17 protein-coding genes and 1 pseudogene are annotated in these 16,595 nt (G+C 74.9%); 4 read left to right on the forward strand and 14 right to left on the reverse strand.

Annotated elements, in window-relative coordinates; translation table 11 throughout:
* Nucleotides 1–13: 13 nt before the first annotated feature.
* From ACH4PU_RS19490 to gvpO, 10 genes are all read right to left on the reverse strand, one after another.
* Complete coding sequence (locus tag ACH4PU_RS19490) at nucleotides 14–1,825, reverse strand: FAD-dependent oxidoreductase (RefSeq protein ID WP_398273140.1); 1,812 nt, start codon at nucleotides 1,823–1,825, stop codon at nucleotides 14–16.
* A gap of 418 nt (nucleotides 1,826–2,243) precedes the next feature.
* Entirely contained in the window at nucleotides 2,244–2,630 is a 387-nt protein-coding gene (locus ACH4PU_RS19495; protein WP_398273143.1) for a hypothetical protein, read from the reverse strand.
* Nucleotides 2,631–2,763: 133 nt separating this feature from the next.
* Nucleotides 2,764–3,051, reverse strand: coding sequence for a gas vesicle protein K (locus ACH4PU_RS19500; protein ID WP_398273145.1), 288 nt, complete (start codon nucleotides 3,049–3,051; stop codon nucleotides 2,764–2,766).
* Nucleotides 3,052–3,058: 7 nt separating this feature from the next.
* Nucleotides 3,059–3,289: a gas vesicle protein gene (locus tag ACH4PU_RS19505; RefSeq protein WP_398273147.1), complete on the reverse strand. Its 231-nt coding sequence runs from the start codon at nucleotides 3,287–3,289 to the stop codon at nucleotides 3,059–3,061.
* Nucleotides 3,286–4,203, reverse strand: a complete 918-nt coding sequence (locus ACH4PU_RS19510; protein WP_398273149.1) for a GvpL/GvpF family gas vesicle protein — start codon at nucleotides 4,201–4,203, stop codon at nucleotides 3,286–3,288. The genes ACH4PU_RS19505 and ACH4PU_RS19510 overlap by 4 nt, the downstream gene beginning before the upstream one ends.
* Nucleotides 4,200–4,586 (reverse strand): gas vesicle protein, encoded by a 387-nt coding sequence (locus ACH4PU_RS19515; protein WP_398273151.1) that lies wholly within the window; start codon nucleotides 4,584–4,586, stop codon nucleotides 4,200–4,202. Before ACH4PU_RS19515 ends, ACH4PU_RS19510 begins: the two co-directional genes overlap by 4 nt.
* A 99-nt stretch (nucleotides 4,587–4,685) precedes the next feature.
* Nucleotides 4,686–4,892 (reverse strand): gas vesicle protein GvpG, encoded by a 207-nt coding sequence (locus ACH4PU_RS19520; protein ID WP_004947707.1) that lies wholly within the window; start codon nucleotides 4,890–4,892, stop codon nucleotides 4,686–4,688.
* Nucleotides 4,892–5,611 carry a GvpL/GvpF family gas vesicle protein gene (locus ACH4PU_RS19525; RefSeq protein WP_398273153.1) on the reverse strand — a complete coding sequence of 240 codons (720 nt, stop codon included), beginning with the start codon at nucleotides 5,609–5,611 and terminating at the stop codon, nucleotides 4,892–4,894. Before ACH4PU_RS19525 ends, ACH4PU_RS19520 begins: the two co-directional genes overlap by 1 nt.
* Nucleotides 5,608–6,024, reverse strand: coding sequence for a gas vesicle structural protein GvpA (locus ACH4PU_RS19530; RefSeq protein ID WP_185945007.1), 417 nt, complete (start codon nucleotides 6,022–6,024; stop codon nucleotides 5,608–5,610). The genes ACH4PU_RS19525 and ACH4PU_RS19530 overlap by 4 nt, the downstream gene beginning before the upstream one ends.
* Before the next feature lie 161 nt (nucleotides 6,025–6,185).
* Nucleotides 6,186–6,557 carry a gas vesicle protein GvpO gene (gvpO, locus tag ACH4PU_RS19535; RefSeq protein ID WP_398273155.1) on the reverse strand — a complete coding sequence of 124 codons (372 nt, stop codon included), beginning with the start codon at nucleotides 6,555–6,557 and terminating at the stop codon, nucleotides 6,186–6,188.
* A gap of 196 nt (nucleotides 6,558–6,753) precedes the next feature.
* On the opposite strand from gvpO, the gene ACH4PU_RS19540 reads away from it, so the two are divergent.
* A complete protein-coding gene (locus ACH4PU_RS19540) occupies nucleotides 6,754–7,209 on the forward strand; it encodes a VOC family protein (protein WP_398273157.1) in 456 nt (151 codons plus the stop codon).
* Nucleotides 7,210–7,247: 38 nt separating this feature from the next.
* Here ACH4PU_RS19540 and ACH4PU_RS19545 read toward each other — a convergent pair whose 3' ends face one another.
* Together ACH4PU_RS19545 and ACH4PU_RS19550 are read right to left on the reverse strand one after the other, a co-directional pair.
* Nucleotides 7,248–8,588 carry a UDP-glucose dehydrogenase family protein gene (locus ACH4PU_RS19545; protein ID WP_398273159.1) on the reverse strand — a complete coding sequence of 447 codons (1,341 nt, stop codon included), beginning with the start codon at nucleotides 8,586–8,588 and terminating at the stop codon, nucleotides 7,248–7,250.
* 530 nt (nucleotides 8,589–9,118) lie between these two features.
* Entirely contained in the window at nucleotides 9,119–10,231 is a 1,113-nt protein-coding gene (locus ACH4PU_RS19550) for a PP2C family protein-serine/threonine phosphatase (protein ID WP_398273161.1), read from the reverse strand.
* 124 nt (nucleotides 10,232–10,355) lie between these two features.
* Here ACH4PU_RS19550 and ACH4PU_RS19555 point away from each other — a divergent pair, with 124 nt between their 5' ends.
* Both ACH4PU_RS19555 and ACH4PU_RS19560 read left to right on the forward strand, forming a co-directional pair.
* Nucleotides 10,356–11,153, forward strand: a complete 798-nt coding sequence (locus tag ACH4PU_RS19555; protein ID WP_398273163.1) for a maleylpyruvate isomerase family mycothiol-dependent enzyme — start codon at nucleotides 10,356–10,358, stop codon at nucleotides 11,151–11,153.
* 573 nt (nucleotides 11,154–11,726) lie between these two features.
* On the forward strand, nucleotides 11,727–12,299 hold the full coding sequence (locus ACH4PU_RS19560) for a signal protein (protein ID WP_398273165.1): 573 nt from the start codon (nucleotides 11,727–11,729) through the stop codon (nucleotides 12,297–12,299).
* Between the two features lie 15 nt (nucleotides 12,300–12,314).
* Here the strand turns inward: ACH4PU_RS19560 and ACH4PU_RS19565 are convergent, their stop codons facing one another.
* Together ACH4PU_RS19565 and alaS are read right to left on the reverse strand one after the other, a co-directional pair.
* Complete coding sequence (locus ACH4PU_RS19565) at nucleotides 12,315–12,821, reverse strand: hypothetical protein (RefSeq protein WP_398273167.1); 507 nt, start codon at nucleotides 12,819–12,821, stop codon at nucleotides 12,315–12,317.
* Between the two features lie 173 nt (nucleotides 12,822–12,994).
* Nucleotides 12,995–15,652 (reverse strand): alanine--tRNA ligase, encoded by a 2,658-nt coding sequence (gene alaS / locus ACH4PU_RS19570; protein ID WP_398273486.1) that lies wholly within the window; start codon nucleotides 15,650–15,652, stop codon nucleotides 12,995–12,997.
* A 210-nt stretch (nucleotides 15,653–15,862) separates the two neighbouring features.
* Here alaS and ACH4PU_RS19575 point away from each other — a divergent pair.
* Nucleotides 15,863–16,450: pseudogene (locus ACH4PU_RS19575) on the forward strand (phosphatase PAP2 family protein); the annotation flags it as partial.
* Nucleotides 16,451–16,595 lie beyond the last annotated feature (145 nt).

Genomic DNA, 16,595 nt, shown 5'->3' on the forward strand with positions numbered 1-16,595 from the left:
GGCGCGTTCTGGGTCAGCCGACGTCCAGAATGTGTCGCAGCCCCTGCCGCCAGCGCTGCCGGTCCAGCGCCCGGGCCGCGGCGAACTCCGGCGCCTCGTACCCCCGGAACGTCCGCACCTCCGCCCCGCCGCCCCCGCCCGTACCGCCCGCCGCGGCCAGGATCGCCCCGGCGGCCCGGCGCCCGGCCTCGTTCGCCGTCTCCATCGACGCGAAGTCGATGTTGCTGTACGTCCGGACGTGGTCGGCCGCCAGGAACAGGTTGCCCACGGCGGTGGTGGCCTCCGGGCGCAGGTCCCAGGAACCGGCGGTGTTCATCAGGAACGGATCGTCGTCGCGCAGGCCGCCGCTTCCGTCCTCGGTGATCGCCTCGTCCAGGTACCAGGTCTCCAGCAGGGCGTCGTCCAGCGGGGCGTGGTCGGCGAGGTGCGCCTTCATCTGCGCCCACACCTCGCGGGCGACCTCGGCCCGGGTGCAGCGCCGGGCGGGCTTGCCGTAGAGGATGCCCGGTGTCTCCCACTCGGAGATCACCACGGACAGCGACTCCCGCACCCGCCCGTCGCCCCAGGTCCGGGCGAAGGGCGCCGACCAGACCCGGGACTGGGCGATGGACGCCAGCTTCCAGGGGGAGTCCACGTGCACGACGTGGCCCCGGATGCCGGGGGCCTGCTCACGGAGGTAGTACTGGATGCCGCTGCACCAGGTGTGCCGCAGCCCGTCCATGGCCGCCAGCCGGGGGTCGGCCGACCGGAGGGCGGGGTTCCAGAGGCGGACGGCCCGGTCGGCGGGGAGGGCGACGACGAACCAGTCGGCGTCGATCCGTTCCGTCGTGCCGTGCGCGGTCCGGGCCGTCGCGGAGGCGATCCGGCCGCCGCTCAGGTCGAGCCGCTCCACGGTGCGGCCGAAGGCGAACCGCACACCGAGCGCTCGCAGGTGGGCCGCCCAGGGGTCGAGCCACGCCTCGCTGGTCGGCGCGTCGAAGACCCGGTCGAACGGGCCGCCGGCGTCACTGCCGCGGCCCGCCAGGTCGTAGAGGATGGACTCCATGCCCTGGCCGCAGGTCCGGGTGCTGGCGACGGGCGCGCGGAGCGCCTGCAGCAACTGGACGCCGCCGCCGAGGAACTTCTGGTAGTCCTCCGACATCCCGTCCGCCCGGATGAAGTCCCACCAGCGCACGTACTCCCACTGCCCGAACCGGCGTTCCGTACAGCTCGTCAGGAGCATCACCGCCTGCTTGGCGAAGAACAGCGCCTCCCACGGTGGCAGGCGCACGCCCTCCTGGAGCAGGCCGGCGAGCGAGGCGATCAGCAGGTTCGCGTCGGAGAGCGACGACGGGACCCACCGGTCGACGGGGACGGGGATGTCCGGACGCCCCGGGACGCGGGCGAACTCGACCCACCGCACGGGGGTGAGGCGGGAGTGGACGCTCTCCCCGCCGGGCAGCGGGATGCGGCGGAGGGTGTCCGGGAGGTTGTGGTAGAAGCCGAACACCCCGCGGTGGCCGTGCTCGCCGGGCAGGTCCCGGCGGCCCCCGGTGCCGGTGTGCGGGACGTACAGGGAGCGCGCCTTGCCGCCGGGGACCGTGCGCCGCTCGTACACCGTCACCGCGAAACCGCGCTCCGCGAGCTCGTGGGCGACGGTGAGACCGCCGACGCCGGCGCCGATCACGGCGACGCGGCGGCCGCCGGCCGACCGGGCCGTCCGCCGGACCGCGGACCGCGCGGTGCCCGGCGCCAGGCCGGACGCGGCGCCCGCCGCCGCCCCGAGGAGCAGGGCGCGACGGCGGGGGACCGCGGACGGTCCGGCGGCTGCGGGCAGTTCGGGCATGGAGCGCACCCCTTCCTCCGGAGCCCGGGCCGGACGGGCCCGGGTGCTCACGGCGGACGCTACGGGCCGGGTGTGCGCCGGGGGCGGAAAACACCGCCGGGTCCGTCGAACGGGTTGCGGCAGCGCCCGCGGCTGCCACCGTCCCACCTGCCGGTACGACCATGGGAACATCGTTTGATGAGGAAGCGGGAGCGCGCGTGCGAGCGCTGCGGACGGCTCGGCCGGAGACGCCGGCGCACGTGCCGGAGGTGCCGGACCGAGCGGTTCGAGGCGGCGGACGCCGTGGCTGACATCGCCGAGACGGCGGTGGAGGTGGGGGCGCTGCGGGCGGTGGCGCGCGGGGTGAGCGCCCTGCTGCGAGCGTTCTTCGAGTGACCTCGGCGGGCCGCTCGCCGAGGCGGGGGAGCGGCCCGCCGGTTCAGCGGATCGGCCGGAACGAGAAGTACGTGTGGGACGGGTCGTTCCAGGAGCGGCCGGAGGTGACGAGCGCGGTCGCGCTGCCGACACAGTCGCTGCTCGGCCAGAGGTGGACCGTGCGGGTGGTCATGTTGGTGCCCCGGACCGCGCCGGCCGAGGTCATGTTGTAGCAGACGCCGACCTCCGGGCTGAGCTCGATGCTCCGCCGGCCGGCGCTGTCGAACCATTCGACGTAGCAGGTGCCGCCGCCGGGCGGTGGGCAGGCCGGCTCCAGGGGCCCGGCGGCGGCGCGGCCCGCCGTGCCGGGAGCCGACTGGGCGAAGCCGGCCGACCCCAGGACCAGGGCGGCGGTGCACAGGAGACGAGGGAGGGCGGGGTGACGGAGCACAGGATTCCCCTCTCCGTCCGGAATCGCGGGGATGCGTGGTTCATCCGGACTTCTCCGTCATGGTCATGCCTGTCCGCACGGCCGTCCATCACCCGAACGAGCGGATCCGCAGGGGCAGTCGGGGCCCCGCCCGTCACTGGCGTCCCAGGAGCGACCCCAAGGGGCCCAGGTCCAGATCCAGTTCCCCGGGGTCCAGACCGTACTGCCGGCAGAGGCCGTCCATGCGGTCGGCGAGCAGCATCAGGGTCATGCCGATCCGCTCCTCCTGCTCCTCGGTGAGATCGCCCTGGTCGACACGGCGCAGCGCCTGACGCTCCATCAGCTCCCGGAGGAGTTCGAGGATGGTCAGGATGAGTTTCATCAGGTCGCGTTCGACGGTGTCGTGATCCAGCTCCACGCGGCGGTTCGCGGCTGCGCTCATGTCTCCGTCATCCCTCCGTCGCTCGTCCGTCGATCTCGACCGGGTCCCGCCAGTCGTCCCAGGGCGAGGGCACGCGGGCGTCCACGGAGCTGATCAGGGCCCGCAGATTGATCCGGACGAGGTCGACGTCCGCGATCCGCAGGGTGAGGTCGCCGGTGAGCACCACCCCGCCGGCGAGCAGCCGGTCGAGGAGGTCCACCAGGGACAGCCGCTCCGCCGGGAGCCCGTCACCGTTCACGGCGCCTCCGGGACGCAGGGGTCGTGAGTGACGAAGGAATAGGGGGCCCACGGTCCCGTCAGCCGGATCCGGAATCCGTCGGGGGCCCGGTCCGTCAGCTGAGAGACCGTCCTCGTGAACTCCTCCGCGCGATCCCGCGGCACCAGATAGGCGGCGTTGAGGAGGTTGCGGCCCGGGTGCGCGGCGAGCGGGGAGTTCTGCGGAGGGTACAGCCGGACCGCCTCCGCCAGGGCGGCGAGCGTCTCGTGCACCGCCTCCGCCTGCCGCGCCTCCTGCCGTGCGCCCGCCTCGGCGGCCCGGCGCTCGGCACCGCGCCGCCGCAGGTAGTCGCGGCCGGACGGGGGGCCGGACGGTTGCGGCGGTGCTTCCGCCGGTGCCGAGGTGGCGTAGACCGTGACGCCCCACTCGACGCGGCCTTCCAGCCGGTCGAGCGCGGTGCCGAAGGCCTCCCGGCCCGCCGTCAGCATCCGCCGCAGCCCGTTCTCGTCGTGGTAGACGGTCGCCAGCCGCAGCGGCAGCGCGCAGGGGAAGAGGGAGACCGCCGCGTCGACCACCCGCTGGTGGCCGCGGGCCACCCGCTCCAGCCACGCCAGGTCCTCCAGCCGCTCGCGCAGCGCCCCCTCCTCGAACTCCGCCGCGGGCACCCGGCCCACCAGGGCCGCGAACCCTTCGTGGCACACCTCGCGCACCGGCTCGCCGGCCACGCCCGTCACCGTCTCCGGCACGTCCCGGGCCGGGCCGGTGTCCCGGGCGACCGCGTAGGCGTACAGCAGCTCGCCCTCGGCGACCGGCCGCCCTCCGGCCACCACCTCTCGTTCCGGCACCGGCTTTCCTTCAGTCACCAATTGCCCCTCCAGTACCGGTTCCCCTTCGGCCACCAGCTCCCCCTCCAGTACCGGCTTTCCTTCGGTCACCGCTCCTCACCTCCCCTTCCGTCCGCCCGCCGGTCCCGGGCGGCCTCCGCCTCCCGGGCCGGCAGGGCCGGCCGCTCCTCCTCCAGCGCGGCGAGGCGCTCCCGCAACCGCTCGTTCTCCTCGCGCAGTTCACGGGAGCGCGCGCCCGAGGACAGCGAGGGATCGCTCTCCCACCAGTCGATGCCCATCTCCTTCGCCCGGTCGACCGAGGCGACCACCAGACGGAGTTTGATCGTCAGCAGTTCGATGTCGAGCAGGTTGATGCGGATATCGCCCGCGATCACCACGCCCTTGTCGAGCACCCGCTCCAGGATGTCGGCGAGGTTGGCCCCCGAACCCTCCGCGGGGGAGCGGGCGTCGGGCAGTCGGCTCGGGAAACTCATGGGTCTCGGGGCTCCTCTGCGTCGTCATCGATACCCCGCGGCGTCGGCCCTTTGCCGTCGGCGTGGCGGGGCGTCGTCCGGGCGGACCGCGCCGGAGGATCAGCCCGGCGGCGCCGGCGAGCGCCTCCGGGCCTCCTCCAGGCGGTCCAGCAGGGCGTCCTCCAGCCGGTCGAACTCCGCCTCGTCCAGCCGTCCGGCCTCCAGCTCCTGTTCCAGCGACCGGAGTTCGCCCTGGATGACGGCCGGGTCGTAGTACAGCCGCTCGGCCTCGGCGAGGACGCGGCGGAGGACCCAGCCGACGAACATCACGCGTCGACGAAGCTGTACGGCGGCAGCGGACCGTTCACCTTCAGGTCCAGCTGTGGGTGGGCCCGGCGCAGCCGGTCGGCGGTGGTCAGCAGCCGCTCGGCGGCCGACTCCGGCACCAGGAGGGAGAGGTTGAGGAACCAGCCGCCGCTCTCCGGCCCCGGCCGGCACCCCTCCGCCAGCGGCTCCAGCGTGTCGCGCACCAGGTCGGCGTCCCACGCCTCCCGGGAGCGGACCGCCTCCGCCACCTTCTCCCCGAACCGCAGCCGGTCCTCGTACGTGCCGCCACCGGCCTTCCGGTTGGCCTCCGCGAGAGCCCGCAGCTCCGCGTTCTCGGCGAGGACGAGGTGCAGGACCACGTCCTCGTGGTGCACGGCCTTGATGTTGTACTCGACGCGGCCGGTCAGCTGCTCCAGCTTCGACCGGTAGTGCTCGGCGTGCTCCGTCAGCACCCGGAGCACGTCGTCGTCGCTCTCGCAGACGCTGCCGAACCGCATGGGCAGGACCGAGGACTTGCGGCCGGCCTCGGACAGCACCTGCTGGTGGGCCAGCAGGTCGCGCCGCTTGGGCCGCAGCTCCTCGGGGCAGTCGCTGACCACCGCCGCCAGCCCGGCTTCCGTCACCAGGCGCACCGGGCGCGGTGGTTCGCCGATGCCGGTCAGCCCTTCGGGCAGTTGCGCGCGCTCGCCGGCGGTGATGCCGTAGACGTAGGTGCTCACTCGCTCTCCTCCTTCTTGCTCCGCGAGGAGCTCCGGCGGGTCCCGCTCGACTCGCCGCCCCCGCGGGCCTGCTGGAAGGCGTCGGTGATGGACTGGGCGGCGCCGGACAGCGCGCCCTTGCTCTTGCCGCGGGCGCCGCTCTCGGTGACCTCGCCCACCAGGTCCGGCAGCCCGGCGCTCCGGTGCGGGCCGGCCTCCAGGTCGAGGCGGTTACAGGCCTCGGCGAACCGCAGGTACGTGTCCACGCTGGCGACGACGACACGTACGTCGATCTTCAGGATCTCGATGCCGACCAGGGAGACGCGGACGAACGCGTCGATGACCAGGCCGCGGTCGAGTACGAGCTCCAGGACGTCGTACAGACCGCTGGTGCCTCCGGCACCCCCGGACTGCTGCGCCGGGACAACACTCATGTCGGGAACTTCCTCTCGTGGCCGACGGACCGGCGGCAGCGGGCGGTCCCGCGCGCCGGCGGACGGCGTCCGTCGGGAGTCGGTACGGCGGTGTCCGCCGCGGACCGGTTCCCCCGCGGACGCTGCCCGTTGCGGACGGTTTCCCTCGCGGACGGTGTCCGTCAGGAGTCGGTCCTGCCGCGTTCGTAGCGCCGCGCGCGGCGGTAGCCGGTGAGGTTGCCCTCGGGGTCGAGGGTCACCAGGTAGAGCCCCATCACACTCATCGTCTCGGGGACGCGGGGGATCTCCTCCACCTCGATCTCCACCGTCCAGCCGTCGGGGGTCCGTTCGAAACCGGACACTCCTTCGGGCCGCAGCCCGGCCAGTTCGGCGAGCTGGTCGCGGGCCGCCCGCAGGATGCGGGGCACCGGGATGGTGACGGATTCGCCGTCTTTCTCGTGGTCTTGCTTGTCGTCTTTGTTGGCTTCTTTGATGTTTTCGGCGTCTTTGGTGTCTTCAACGCCTTTGCCGTCGGATTCGGACTTGGCTGTCATCTGGAGCCTCTGGGTCGTCTTCAAGGACCTCGTCAGTGCGCGTACCGCGTGAAGCCATGGCCAAACCCCCTGGGCGGGTGGCTCGTTGTCCGGCCGGGAAGCCGGTCGTAGGCCGACCGCCCTCGGCCGTGCGCCGTAGGAACGGGTGGCCCCGGGACGGAAGAGGCGAGAGTGACCCCTGTGTAACAGTGTGGCCATGACACACACCTGGCCCGAGCATCTGGCCGTGGGCGCCGTGCGGTTCGCCCGGCCCACGGCCCACTACGACGACGTGCTGACCTTCTACGCGGACGACCTCGGCCTCCCGGTCCTCGCCCGGTGGCGCGACCACGACGGCTACGACGGCGTCGTCCTCGGACTGCCCGGCACCTCCGTGCACATGGAGATCACCCAGCACGGCACACCGCCCCGCGTCCCCGCGCCGCACCCGGAGAACCAGCTGGTGCTGTACCTGCGCGGACCCGAGGCCCGGGACGCTGCCGTGCGCCGGCTGGAGGAGCGGGGCCGCCGGCCGGTGGCCCCCGCCAACCCGTACTGGGCCCGGCACGGCGCCGTGCTGTTCGAGGATCCGGACGGCTGGCTGGTCGTCCTGGCGCCCTGGGTGTTCGGCAGCGACCCGCAGCCGGGCGACGCGCGGGCGGACGGCGTCTGACGGGCGGAGCCCCCGCTCAGATCTTGCTCAGCCCTCGCTCAGGCCCCCGTGATCCCGGCGGACCCCGCCGGGTCCGGGACCCCGGCCGCCGGCCGGTTGCCGATGCCCCGGTAGCGCAGCGGCAGCCGGGCCAACTGCCAGGGCCGCAGGCAGTTCTTGCCGTCCACGACGACCCGCGGGCGGGCCAGCCGTGCCCCGAGGTCCGTCCAGTCGGCCTCGACGACCTCCGGCCACTCGGTCAGGATGACGGCGGCGTGCGCGTCGCGGACCGCCGTCCGCAGGTCCGCGACGGGTTCGGCGCCGGGGAAGAGGGCCGCCAGCCCGTCCTGGCCGAGCGCCGGGTCCCAGATCCGCACCCGCGCGGTCTCCCGGATCAGCGCGGGGACCAGCGACAGGCTGGGTGCCGCCCGCATGTCGTCGCTCCACGGCTCGTAACGGGCGCCGAGCACGGCGATCACCGACCGGCGGAGGTCCTGGCCCAGCTCCCGCCGGAGGATCTCGCGGACGACGCCGGGCTGGGTGGCGTTCACCTCGATGACCGCGTTCAGCAGCGGGGTGCGCACGCCCAGCCCGGCGGCCCAACGGGCCAGCGCCAGCGTGTCCTTGGGCAGGCAGGAATCGCCGAAGCCCAGCCCCGGCTGGAGGAACGCGTGCCCGATGCGCGGGTCGTAGCCGACCGCCTGCATCACGTCGTCCACGTCGAAGCCCGGCGCGGAGCACAGCCGTGCGATCTCGTTGGCGAAGCTGATCTTCGCGGCGAGGAAGGTGTTGCTCGCGTACTTGGCCATCTCCGCGCTGGCCGGGGTGGTCACCACCCAGGGGCAGATCACCCCGTCGTAGAGGCTGCGGAGCAGCGGGAGCACGCGGCGCGACCAGACGCCGACGACGAGCCGGGAGGGGGCCGTCCAGTCCTCCATGGCGCTGCCCTGGTTGAGGAACTCGGGATTGCTGGCGAACCGGTCCCGGAGGTCCGGCCGGGCCGCGAGCAGCCGGTCGCTCGTGCCGGGCGGCACCGTCGACTTCAGCACCACACAGGCCGCCGGGGACAGCCCCGCCGCCTCGGCGACGGCGGCGGTCACCTGCCGGAGGTCCGCCGTCCCGTCCGGCGCGGGCGGTGTGCCCACCGTGACCAGCACGGCGTCGAAGGGCCGCTCGGCGTGGGCCGGCGGGAGCGCGCCGGCGAAGGAGAGCCGGCCGGAGGCGAGGGCGAGGGACAGCTGGTCCTGGAGCCCCGGTTCGACGACCGGTGCACGCCCCAGCGCCAGGGCCTCCAGCCGGTCCCGGTCCTGCTCGATGCCGGTGACGAGATGCCCGGCCTGGGCGAGGGCCACCGCCCCGGTCACCCCGACGTACCCCTGGCCCACGACGGCTATGCGCATGACGACTCCCCGGTGCCGAACGGTGATGCCCCCGAAGAGCCGGGCGGCATGACGCCGCCCCGCACCGCTCCAGCGTGCGGGCTCCGGCCGCCGGGGGCGAACGGATGTGGCGAACGGGTGACGGCGGGGGCCGTCGCCCGGACGCGGCTGCTCCTCCGGGCCGGGGCAGGACTTCGCGGGGCGGCTGCCTTCCGGGCCGGGCTGCCTTCCGGGCCGGCCCGGGCGGCTGCCTTCCCCCGTTGCCAGGCCGTCCCCCGGGCCTTCGGCCGCGCCTCCCGGGCTCCGGTCGTTCCTCCCGGGCTCGGGCTGTCCCTTTCGGGCTCCGGCTGTCCCCTCCGGGTGGCAGCCGTCCCCCAGGCTCCCGGCTCCCCGGCGCCGATCCCCGAAGGGAGGACAGGCGGAGCGCGCGGCCTCGCGAGGGTGGTGCCGCGAGGGCGCCCGCCCCGGGCCGGACCGATGGTGTGGCGGCGGTCGCCGTCCGGCCGCCGCCCGATCACCCGGCCGCTGCCGCCGCCCCGCAGGCCGCCCGCTCAGCCCACGCGTGCGACGGCGATCAGGGCGACGTCGTCGTCCAGCGCCCCGCCCGCGTGCGCCAGCAGATCCTTGTGGACGCGGTCCACCAGCCGCCGCGGATCGTCCTCCCGCCAGCCCGCCACCCGCTCGGCGAGCGGGTAGAAGCGGCCCTCGGCGTCCCGGGCCTCCACCGCGCCGTCGGTGTAGAGCAGGAGGACGTCGCCCGGGCCGTACCCGAAGGACTCGGCCACGTAGTCGTCCTCCGACACGTCCCCGCCCAGGCCCAGCGGCAGCGCCGGGTCCCGGACGGTCAGCGGGACGGCCCGGCCCCCGCGCAGCAGCAGCGGCGGGGGATGGCCGCAGCTGATGACCCGGACGACGGGCTCGGCGTCGGGGAACTCCAGGACCGCCGCGGTCACGAAGGTCTCGGACGAGGGCTCGGGCCCGCCGTCCGCCGGCTCCACGGTGTCCCAGTAGATGGTGTTCTGCAGGTGGGCGACCAGCCGGGGCAGCGGCGGGTCGCGGTGCGCGGCGGCCCGGAAGGCGCCGAGCAGCAGGGCGGCGTCCCCGACCGCGTCCAGCCCCTTGCCCCGCACGTCCCCGATCAGCAGCCGCGTCCCCTCCCGGCTGCGGACGGCGGCGTAGAGGTCCCCGCCGATCTTCGCCTCCGCGGCGGCGGCCCCGTACACCGCGGCCATCCGCAGTGGCCCGCTGCGCGCCGGGAGCGGCCGGAGCAGCACGGACTGGGCGACGTCGGCCACCAGCCGGACCTGTGCCAGCTCCCGCTCGTGCCGCTCGTGCGCGTAGCGGAAGACCACCACGACGGCGGAGATCAGCAGCAGGCCGATGATCTGCGCCTCGTGGTTGAAGGTCGTCAGCCCGCCGTGGAAGATCCCGATCACCACCTGCGCGGCGACGGCCAGGGCCCCGACCGCGCCGGTGACCAGCGGTCCGGCGAACGCCGCCGTGATCGCCGGGGCGACCACCAGCAGTGGGCCGAGGTGGACGTCCGGGCCGGACAGCAGGTCCACAGCCACGATGACGGCGATGAGCGCCAGCGGCACGGCCAGCAGCGTGTGACGGCGGTGCCGGGCCGGCCCGGCACCGGACGGTCCGTGCGAGCGGCGCATGTCTCCTGCTTACACTCCCCGGCGCCCGGGCGCCCGCCGTGCGGGGGCGTACGGTGCCGGGCACCGCTCGGCGGCCGGGGAAAACGAATGTCCTGGCGCCGTCCCGCCTCACTATCGTGCACCCATGAGCGTCCTGACCTTCGACCGCCACCGCGCCGAAATCACCGGGCAGGCCAAGCGGTTGCTCTCCCACGTCGACGGTGTCCCGCTGACGGCGCCCGTCGCGTCCTGCCCCGGCTGGACCCTCGCCCACCTCCTCCGGCATGTCGCCGGCGCCCTGACCTGGGCCGGGACGATCGTCGCGAGCCGGGCCACGGACCCCGTACCCCACGACATCGTCGACGACGTCGAGCCCCGCCCCGGCGACGACCCGGCCACGCTGACCGCGGAGCTCGCCCGGGCCGCCGAGCGGCTGGCCGAGGCGCTGGGCGAGGCGGGCCCCGCCACGGCCGTGTGGTCCCCGGGCCCCGTCGTGACCACGGGTTTCTGGGCCCGCCGGATGGCCCACGAGACGGCCGTGCACCGGGCGGACGCGGCCCTGGCGGCCGGCGTCCGCTACACCCTCGACGACGCGGTCGCCCTCGACGCGCTGGACGAGTGGACGGTCTTCGCGGCGCTCCCGGAGGCGTACGGGCCCCGGCCCGGCGCCCCCGACCTGCTCGGCCCCGGCCGCACCCTCCGCTTCGAGGCCACCGGCACGGCGGCGGACCCGCTGGGGGAGTGGCTGATCGACCTGACCGGCGGCGCCCCCGTCCGGCGCCGCGCCGCCGGGCCGGCCGCGGTCACCGTGCGCGGCACGCCCGGCGACCTCCTGCTGGCCGTCTACCGCCGGCCCGTTGCGGAGGGGGCCGTCGAAGTCCTCGGCGACGCGGCCCTGTTCGACCTGTGGCGCACCCGGGCCGGCTTCTGGCTGGAGGAATGAGCGCCGCGCCCCCGCGCGGAAGGACTCCGTCCATGGCGTCCTGGTGGTGGGCGGGCCGTTGTCGACACCGTCGTTCGCGTCCCCTCCCTCCCGCCGCCGCACCGGGACCCCGTACCCGGTCGGGTACCCGTCGTTCGGCCGGGGACGGGCCACCCACCCCTATGCGGTACAACAGGGGACGGGAAACCCGAGGGGGGACAACGACGTGCACGGCCTGTTACGGATCGGGGTACGTGCGCGACCCCGACACCGATGAGCAGAGTGCCTGCGAGACCTGTAGCGGAACCGGGCAGACGGAACACGGCTGGGAGCGATCGCAATGTGCCACAAGTGCAACGGGTCGGGCTTCATCTCCGAACACCCGGGCGGTGACGTGAAACTCACCCGCCCGTGCCCCGTATGCAACCGGATCGAGGATGTCCGGTCCCGCCCGGCGCGCAAGCTGCCCACGTGGATCAAGAGCCTGTCCGAACAGCGTGAGTGAGGTCACCGGACGGCCCCGTCCGATCGTCTCCCCGAGGCGGCCGGGGAGGGACCCCATCTCGTCGACCGGGGTCCTCGTACTATTCGCACATGCGATTGATACGTTCCGCCGCCCTCCTCCTCGGTGCCGGCGCGCTGCTGTTCACCGCCGCGTGCTCCTCGTCCTCCGGGGACGGGGAGAGCGGCAGCGCGCCGGCCAAGCTGTCCGCCGCCGACCTGCAGAACCGCTGGTGGGGCTGGACGGCGGCGGATCCGCAGGGTGCGAATCCGATCGACGACCGGGACGGGCGGCTCTGCGGCAAGAACCAGGCGACCGACGTCTGGTTCCTGGCCGGCACCCACGGCGGCCCGGCCAAGCGCTCCTGCCGGGTGCCCACGGGCGTTCCGATCGCGTTCCCGCTCGTGAACCAGATCGCTTCCAAGAGCGGTTGCGACGCCTTCCTGGCCACCGCGAAGGGCACCGCCACCCTCGACGGCAAGGCCCTGGAGCCGGAGCGCCTCACGGGCACCCCGGTGAAGGGGGCGGGCTCCGGGTCCCTGTCCTGCGGCCTGTGGATCCAGGCCGGGCCCCTCTCCGCGGGCACCCACACCCTCCGCTTCGAGGGCTCCGCGGGCTCCTTCTCCACCGCCGTCGACTACCGCCTGGAGGCGGCGGCCCGCTGACGGGCGGTCGGGCCGTCACTCCACGAGCGAGGCCCGCATCCGGTCGATGGCCCGCAGGATCTCGTCGCGGTTCTTCCCCCGCTTGATCCAGGCGGGCAGCCGGCCGATGTACGTCATCTTCCGGTGGTGCTCGTACCACGGGGGCCGCTCGCGCAGCGTCGCGCCCACGAACCGCCGGAGCAGGTCGAGCTGTTCGAGGTTGTACGCCCACAGCGGGCCGTGCCGGGTCTCCGTCCGCAGCCACAGGGGCAGCCGGAAGTACGGGTCCGTGGTCTCGCACCACCGGTAGACGGTCCGGCCTTCGTACCGGCGTGTCAGACCGCAGGCACGGCAGACCAGCCGCCGCTCCGGCAGCCCGGGGGACCGCGACGCGCGGGGCTCCGCGTCGTCGGGGAGCTCCGGGGCCGCGATGACGCGGGCGGCCTTCTCGCACCGGGGGCAGTGCACGAGAACCAGGTCGGCGAACCCGTGCTTGGTGAACAGCGGGTCCTGGAACCGGGACGGCGGGGGCAGCGGAGACATGCCCTCAGTATCGGTGCCGGGCGCCCCGGCCCCGATCCGGGGCCCCCGCCGGCCGTACGCCGGACCGGCCGCCGGCCGGAGCGATCCGGTGGGCGGGAGGGAGGAGCGCGGCCCCCGTGCGGAGGCCGGCCGCCGCCCACCCGTCCGGCCCGGGCGGCGCCCCGCGCCCTCGCTCAGCCGGCGGCGGCCGCCACCAGCCCCGGCAGATCCTCCAGCACCTCCGCGATCCGCCGCGCCGGCAGCCCGCCGCCCTGGGCCAGGTCCGGGGAGCCGCCGCCGCGCCCGTCGAGGAGGCGCTTGACGAGGTCGGAGGCCGAGTAACCCGCGTCGCGGGCGGCGCGGTTGACGGCCACGACGACGATCCCGCCACCGCCCGTCGTACCGCCGACCGCGACCACGGCGGGCCGGTTCGCGGCCAGGCGGCCCCGGACGGCGACGGCCAGGGACCGGGCCGCGTCGGCGCCGCCGTCGGCGGTGGCCGTCACCACGGCCGTCCCGGCGACGTCCACGGCCGTGCCGGCCAGTCCGGCGGCGCGGGCCGCCGTCGCCTCGTCGCGCAGCCGCTGGTTCTCCCGCTCGGTGGCCTTCATCCGGTCGAGCAACGCGGCGATCCGCTCCGGCAGTTCGGCGCGCGGCGCCTGAAGCTGCTCGGCGATCCGGCCCACCAGGTCGCGCTCCCGGGCCAGGTGGTCGAACGCCTCGATGCCCACCGCCGCCTCCAGCCGCCGCATGCCCGCGCCGACCGACGACTCGGAGGTCAGCGAGAGGACGCCGATCTGCGCGGACCGCTCCACATGCGTACCGCCGCACAGCTCGCGCGACCACGCCCCGCCGATCTCGACGACGCGCACCCGCTCCCCGTACGTCTCGTCGAACAGCGCGAGCGCGCCCAGCTCCTTCGCCTCCGGCAGCGTCATCCAGCGGACGTCCACCGGCAGATCGCGGCGGAGCGCCCGGTTGGCGGCCTCCTCGACGTCCCCGCGCACGGCCGGGCCGAGCGCACCGCGCCACGGGAAGTCCAGCCGCAGATAGCCGGGGCGGTTGTACGAACCGGACTGCAGGGCCGTCGGGCCCAGGACCTGCCGCAGCGCGGCGTGCAGCACATGGGTGCCGGAGTGGGCCTGCCGGGCGCCGAGCCGCCACTCGGGATCGACGGCCGCGCGGACGCTCCCGCCCGGGGCCAGTTCACCGGCGGTGACGCGCACCTGGTGCACCACCAGCCCCGGCAGTGGCCGCTGGACGTCCAGGACGTCGGCCTCCACCGAGGCCCCGGACAGCCGGCCCGCGTCGCTGTCCTGGCCGCCGGACTCGGCGTAGAACGGCGTCCGGTCCAGGACGGCGGTCACCACGTCGCCGGTGCGCGCCACCGGCACCGGGCCGGCCGGGCCAAGGAGGGCGAGGACGCGCGCGTCGGTCTCCAGGGTCTCCCACGCCCGCCAGTCCGTCGGCCCGTGCTCGGTCAGGACCGTCCGCAGCGCGGCCGTGTCGGTGGAACCGGACTTGCGGGCCCGGGCGTCGGCGCGGGCCCGCTCCCGCTGGGCGTTCATCAGCGCGGTGAAGCCCTCGCGGTCGACCTCCACGCCCTGCTCGGCGGCCATCTCCAGGGTCAGGTCGATCGGGAACCCGTAGGTGTCGTGCAGCAGGAACGCCTGCCGGCCCGGCAGCGAGCGGCCGCCCGCCGCCTTCACCTCGGCCACGGCCGTGTCCAGGACGGTCGTCCCCTGCTTGAGGGTGTCCCGGAAGGCGTCCTCCTCGCCGTACGCCTGGTCCGCGATGCGCGCGAACCCCTCGGCCACCTCGGGATAGCTGACGGCCATGAGATCGCGGGCCACCGGCAGCAACTCCGGGAGCGCCCGGTCCTGGTGGCCGAGCTGGCGCATGGAGCGGACCGCGCGGCGCAGGATCCGGCGCAGCACGTAGCCGCGGCCCTCGTTGCCGGGCGCCGTGCCGTCGGCCAGCAGCATCAGCGCGGTGCGGACGTGGTCGGCGACCACGCGCAGCCGGACGTCCACCTCGGCGTCGGCGCCGTAGCGGACGCCCGCCAGCTCGGCGGCGCGGTCGAGGACCGGACGGGTCTCGTCCGTCTCGTAGAGGTTGTCGACGCCCTGGAGCAGGGTCGCCATGCGCTCCAGGCCCATGCCGGTGTCGATGTTGCGGCGGGGCAGCTCGCCGAGGATCGGATAGCCGGACTTGCCGGGGCCCTCGCCCCGCTCGTACTGCATGAAGACGAGGTTCCAGAACTCCATGTACCGGTCCTCGTCGACCGCCGGGCCGCCCTCGGGGCCCAGCGCCGGGCCCCGGTCGTAGTACAGCTCCGAGCAGGGCCCGCAGGGACCCGGGACGCCCATGGACCAGAAGTTGTCCTCGTCGCCCCGGGCCACGATCCGCTCGTCGGGCAGGCCCGCGACGCGGCGCCAGATGCCCCGCGCCTCGCCGTCCGAGTGGTGGACCGTCACCCAGATCCGCGCCGGGTCCAGCCCGTAACCGCCGTCCGCGACGGGGGCGGTCGACAACTCCCAGGCGAAGCCGATGGCCTCCTCCTTGAAGTAGTCGCCGAACGAGAAGTTCCCGTTCATCTGGAAGAACGAGCCGTGCCGGGTGGTGCGGCCCACCTCCTCGATGTCCAGTGTGCGCACGCACTTCTGCACGCTCGCCGCCCGCTGCCAGGGGGCGGGCGACTCACCGGTCAGATAGGGCTTGAAGGGCACCATGCCCGCGTTGACGAAGAGGAGCGTCGGGTCGGGGGTGGGGAGCGGGGCGCTGGGGACGACGGTGTGGCCGCGCGCCGCGAAGTAGTCCAGGAAACGGGTACGGATGTCGGCGGTACGCACGGTCGCGCTCACGGGTCCCTTCGTCGTGCCGGCCTCGGCGGTGCTGCGGTGATCTTGCTGTGCGTTCATCGTAGGTGCACATGATGTGCGACAGGGGGACGCGGACCGCTCTTCCGGGACGGTTCCGGGTCCACCCCTGACGAAGGTCAGGGGTGGACCCCGACCTTCGGGCCGGGTGCCCGCCGCCCGCGCTCCCTAACGTCCGGCGGTATGGAACGCACCACACGACACCACCGCCCCGGCGGCACCGCCCGGCCGCTCGGCGCCCTCGCCGTCCTGGCCGCCGCGGCCGGGGTACTGACCTGGGCCGCACCCGGCGGACCCGGACCGAACGGCCGGACCGAGGTCACCGGCGGCCCCTCCGCCTCCCTCTACCGGTCCGTCGCCGGCGCGGCGGGGGACGCGCCCGGGGCCCTGGGCACTCTGCTCTCCCTCGCCACCGAGGGAACCCTGGTCCTCCTGGGACTGCTGTTGCTGTGGACGGGCTGGACCGCGCTGCGCCGCCGCGACGTCCCGGCGCTCGCGGCCGTCCTGCTCGCCGGCACGGCCACGGTCGCCGCCTACGCGGTCAGCGAGTTGCTGAAGGAGGCCGTCGACGAGGAGCGCCCGTGCCGGGCCCTGCGCGGCGTCGGCACCGTCGACACCTGCCCGCCGCCCGGCGACTGGTCCTTCCCCAGCAACCACTCCACGCTCGCCGCGGCACTGGCCGTCGGCGTCGCCGCGGCCCGGCCGCGGCTGGCCGCCGTGGCGCTGCCGGTGGGTGTCCTCGCCGCCGTGCTGCGGGTGGCCGTCGGCGCGCACTACCCGCACGACGTCCTGGCGGGGGCGGTACTGGGCGCGGCGGTCGCCGCGGCTGCGCGCACCTCGCGCTGCGGCCGCTCGCCGTCCGGCTGCTCTCCCGGCCGGGGCTGCCGGGATCGCGGTGGTGGCAGCCGGGCCCGGG

Origin of the sequence: Streptomyces sp. NPDC021100 (assembly GCF_044333095.1) — a bacterium.
Lineage (GTDB): Bacteria > Actinomycetota > Actinomycetes > Streptomycetales > Streptomycetaceae > Streptomyces.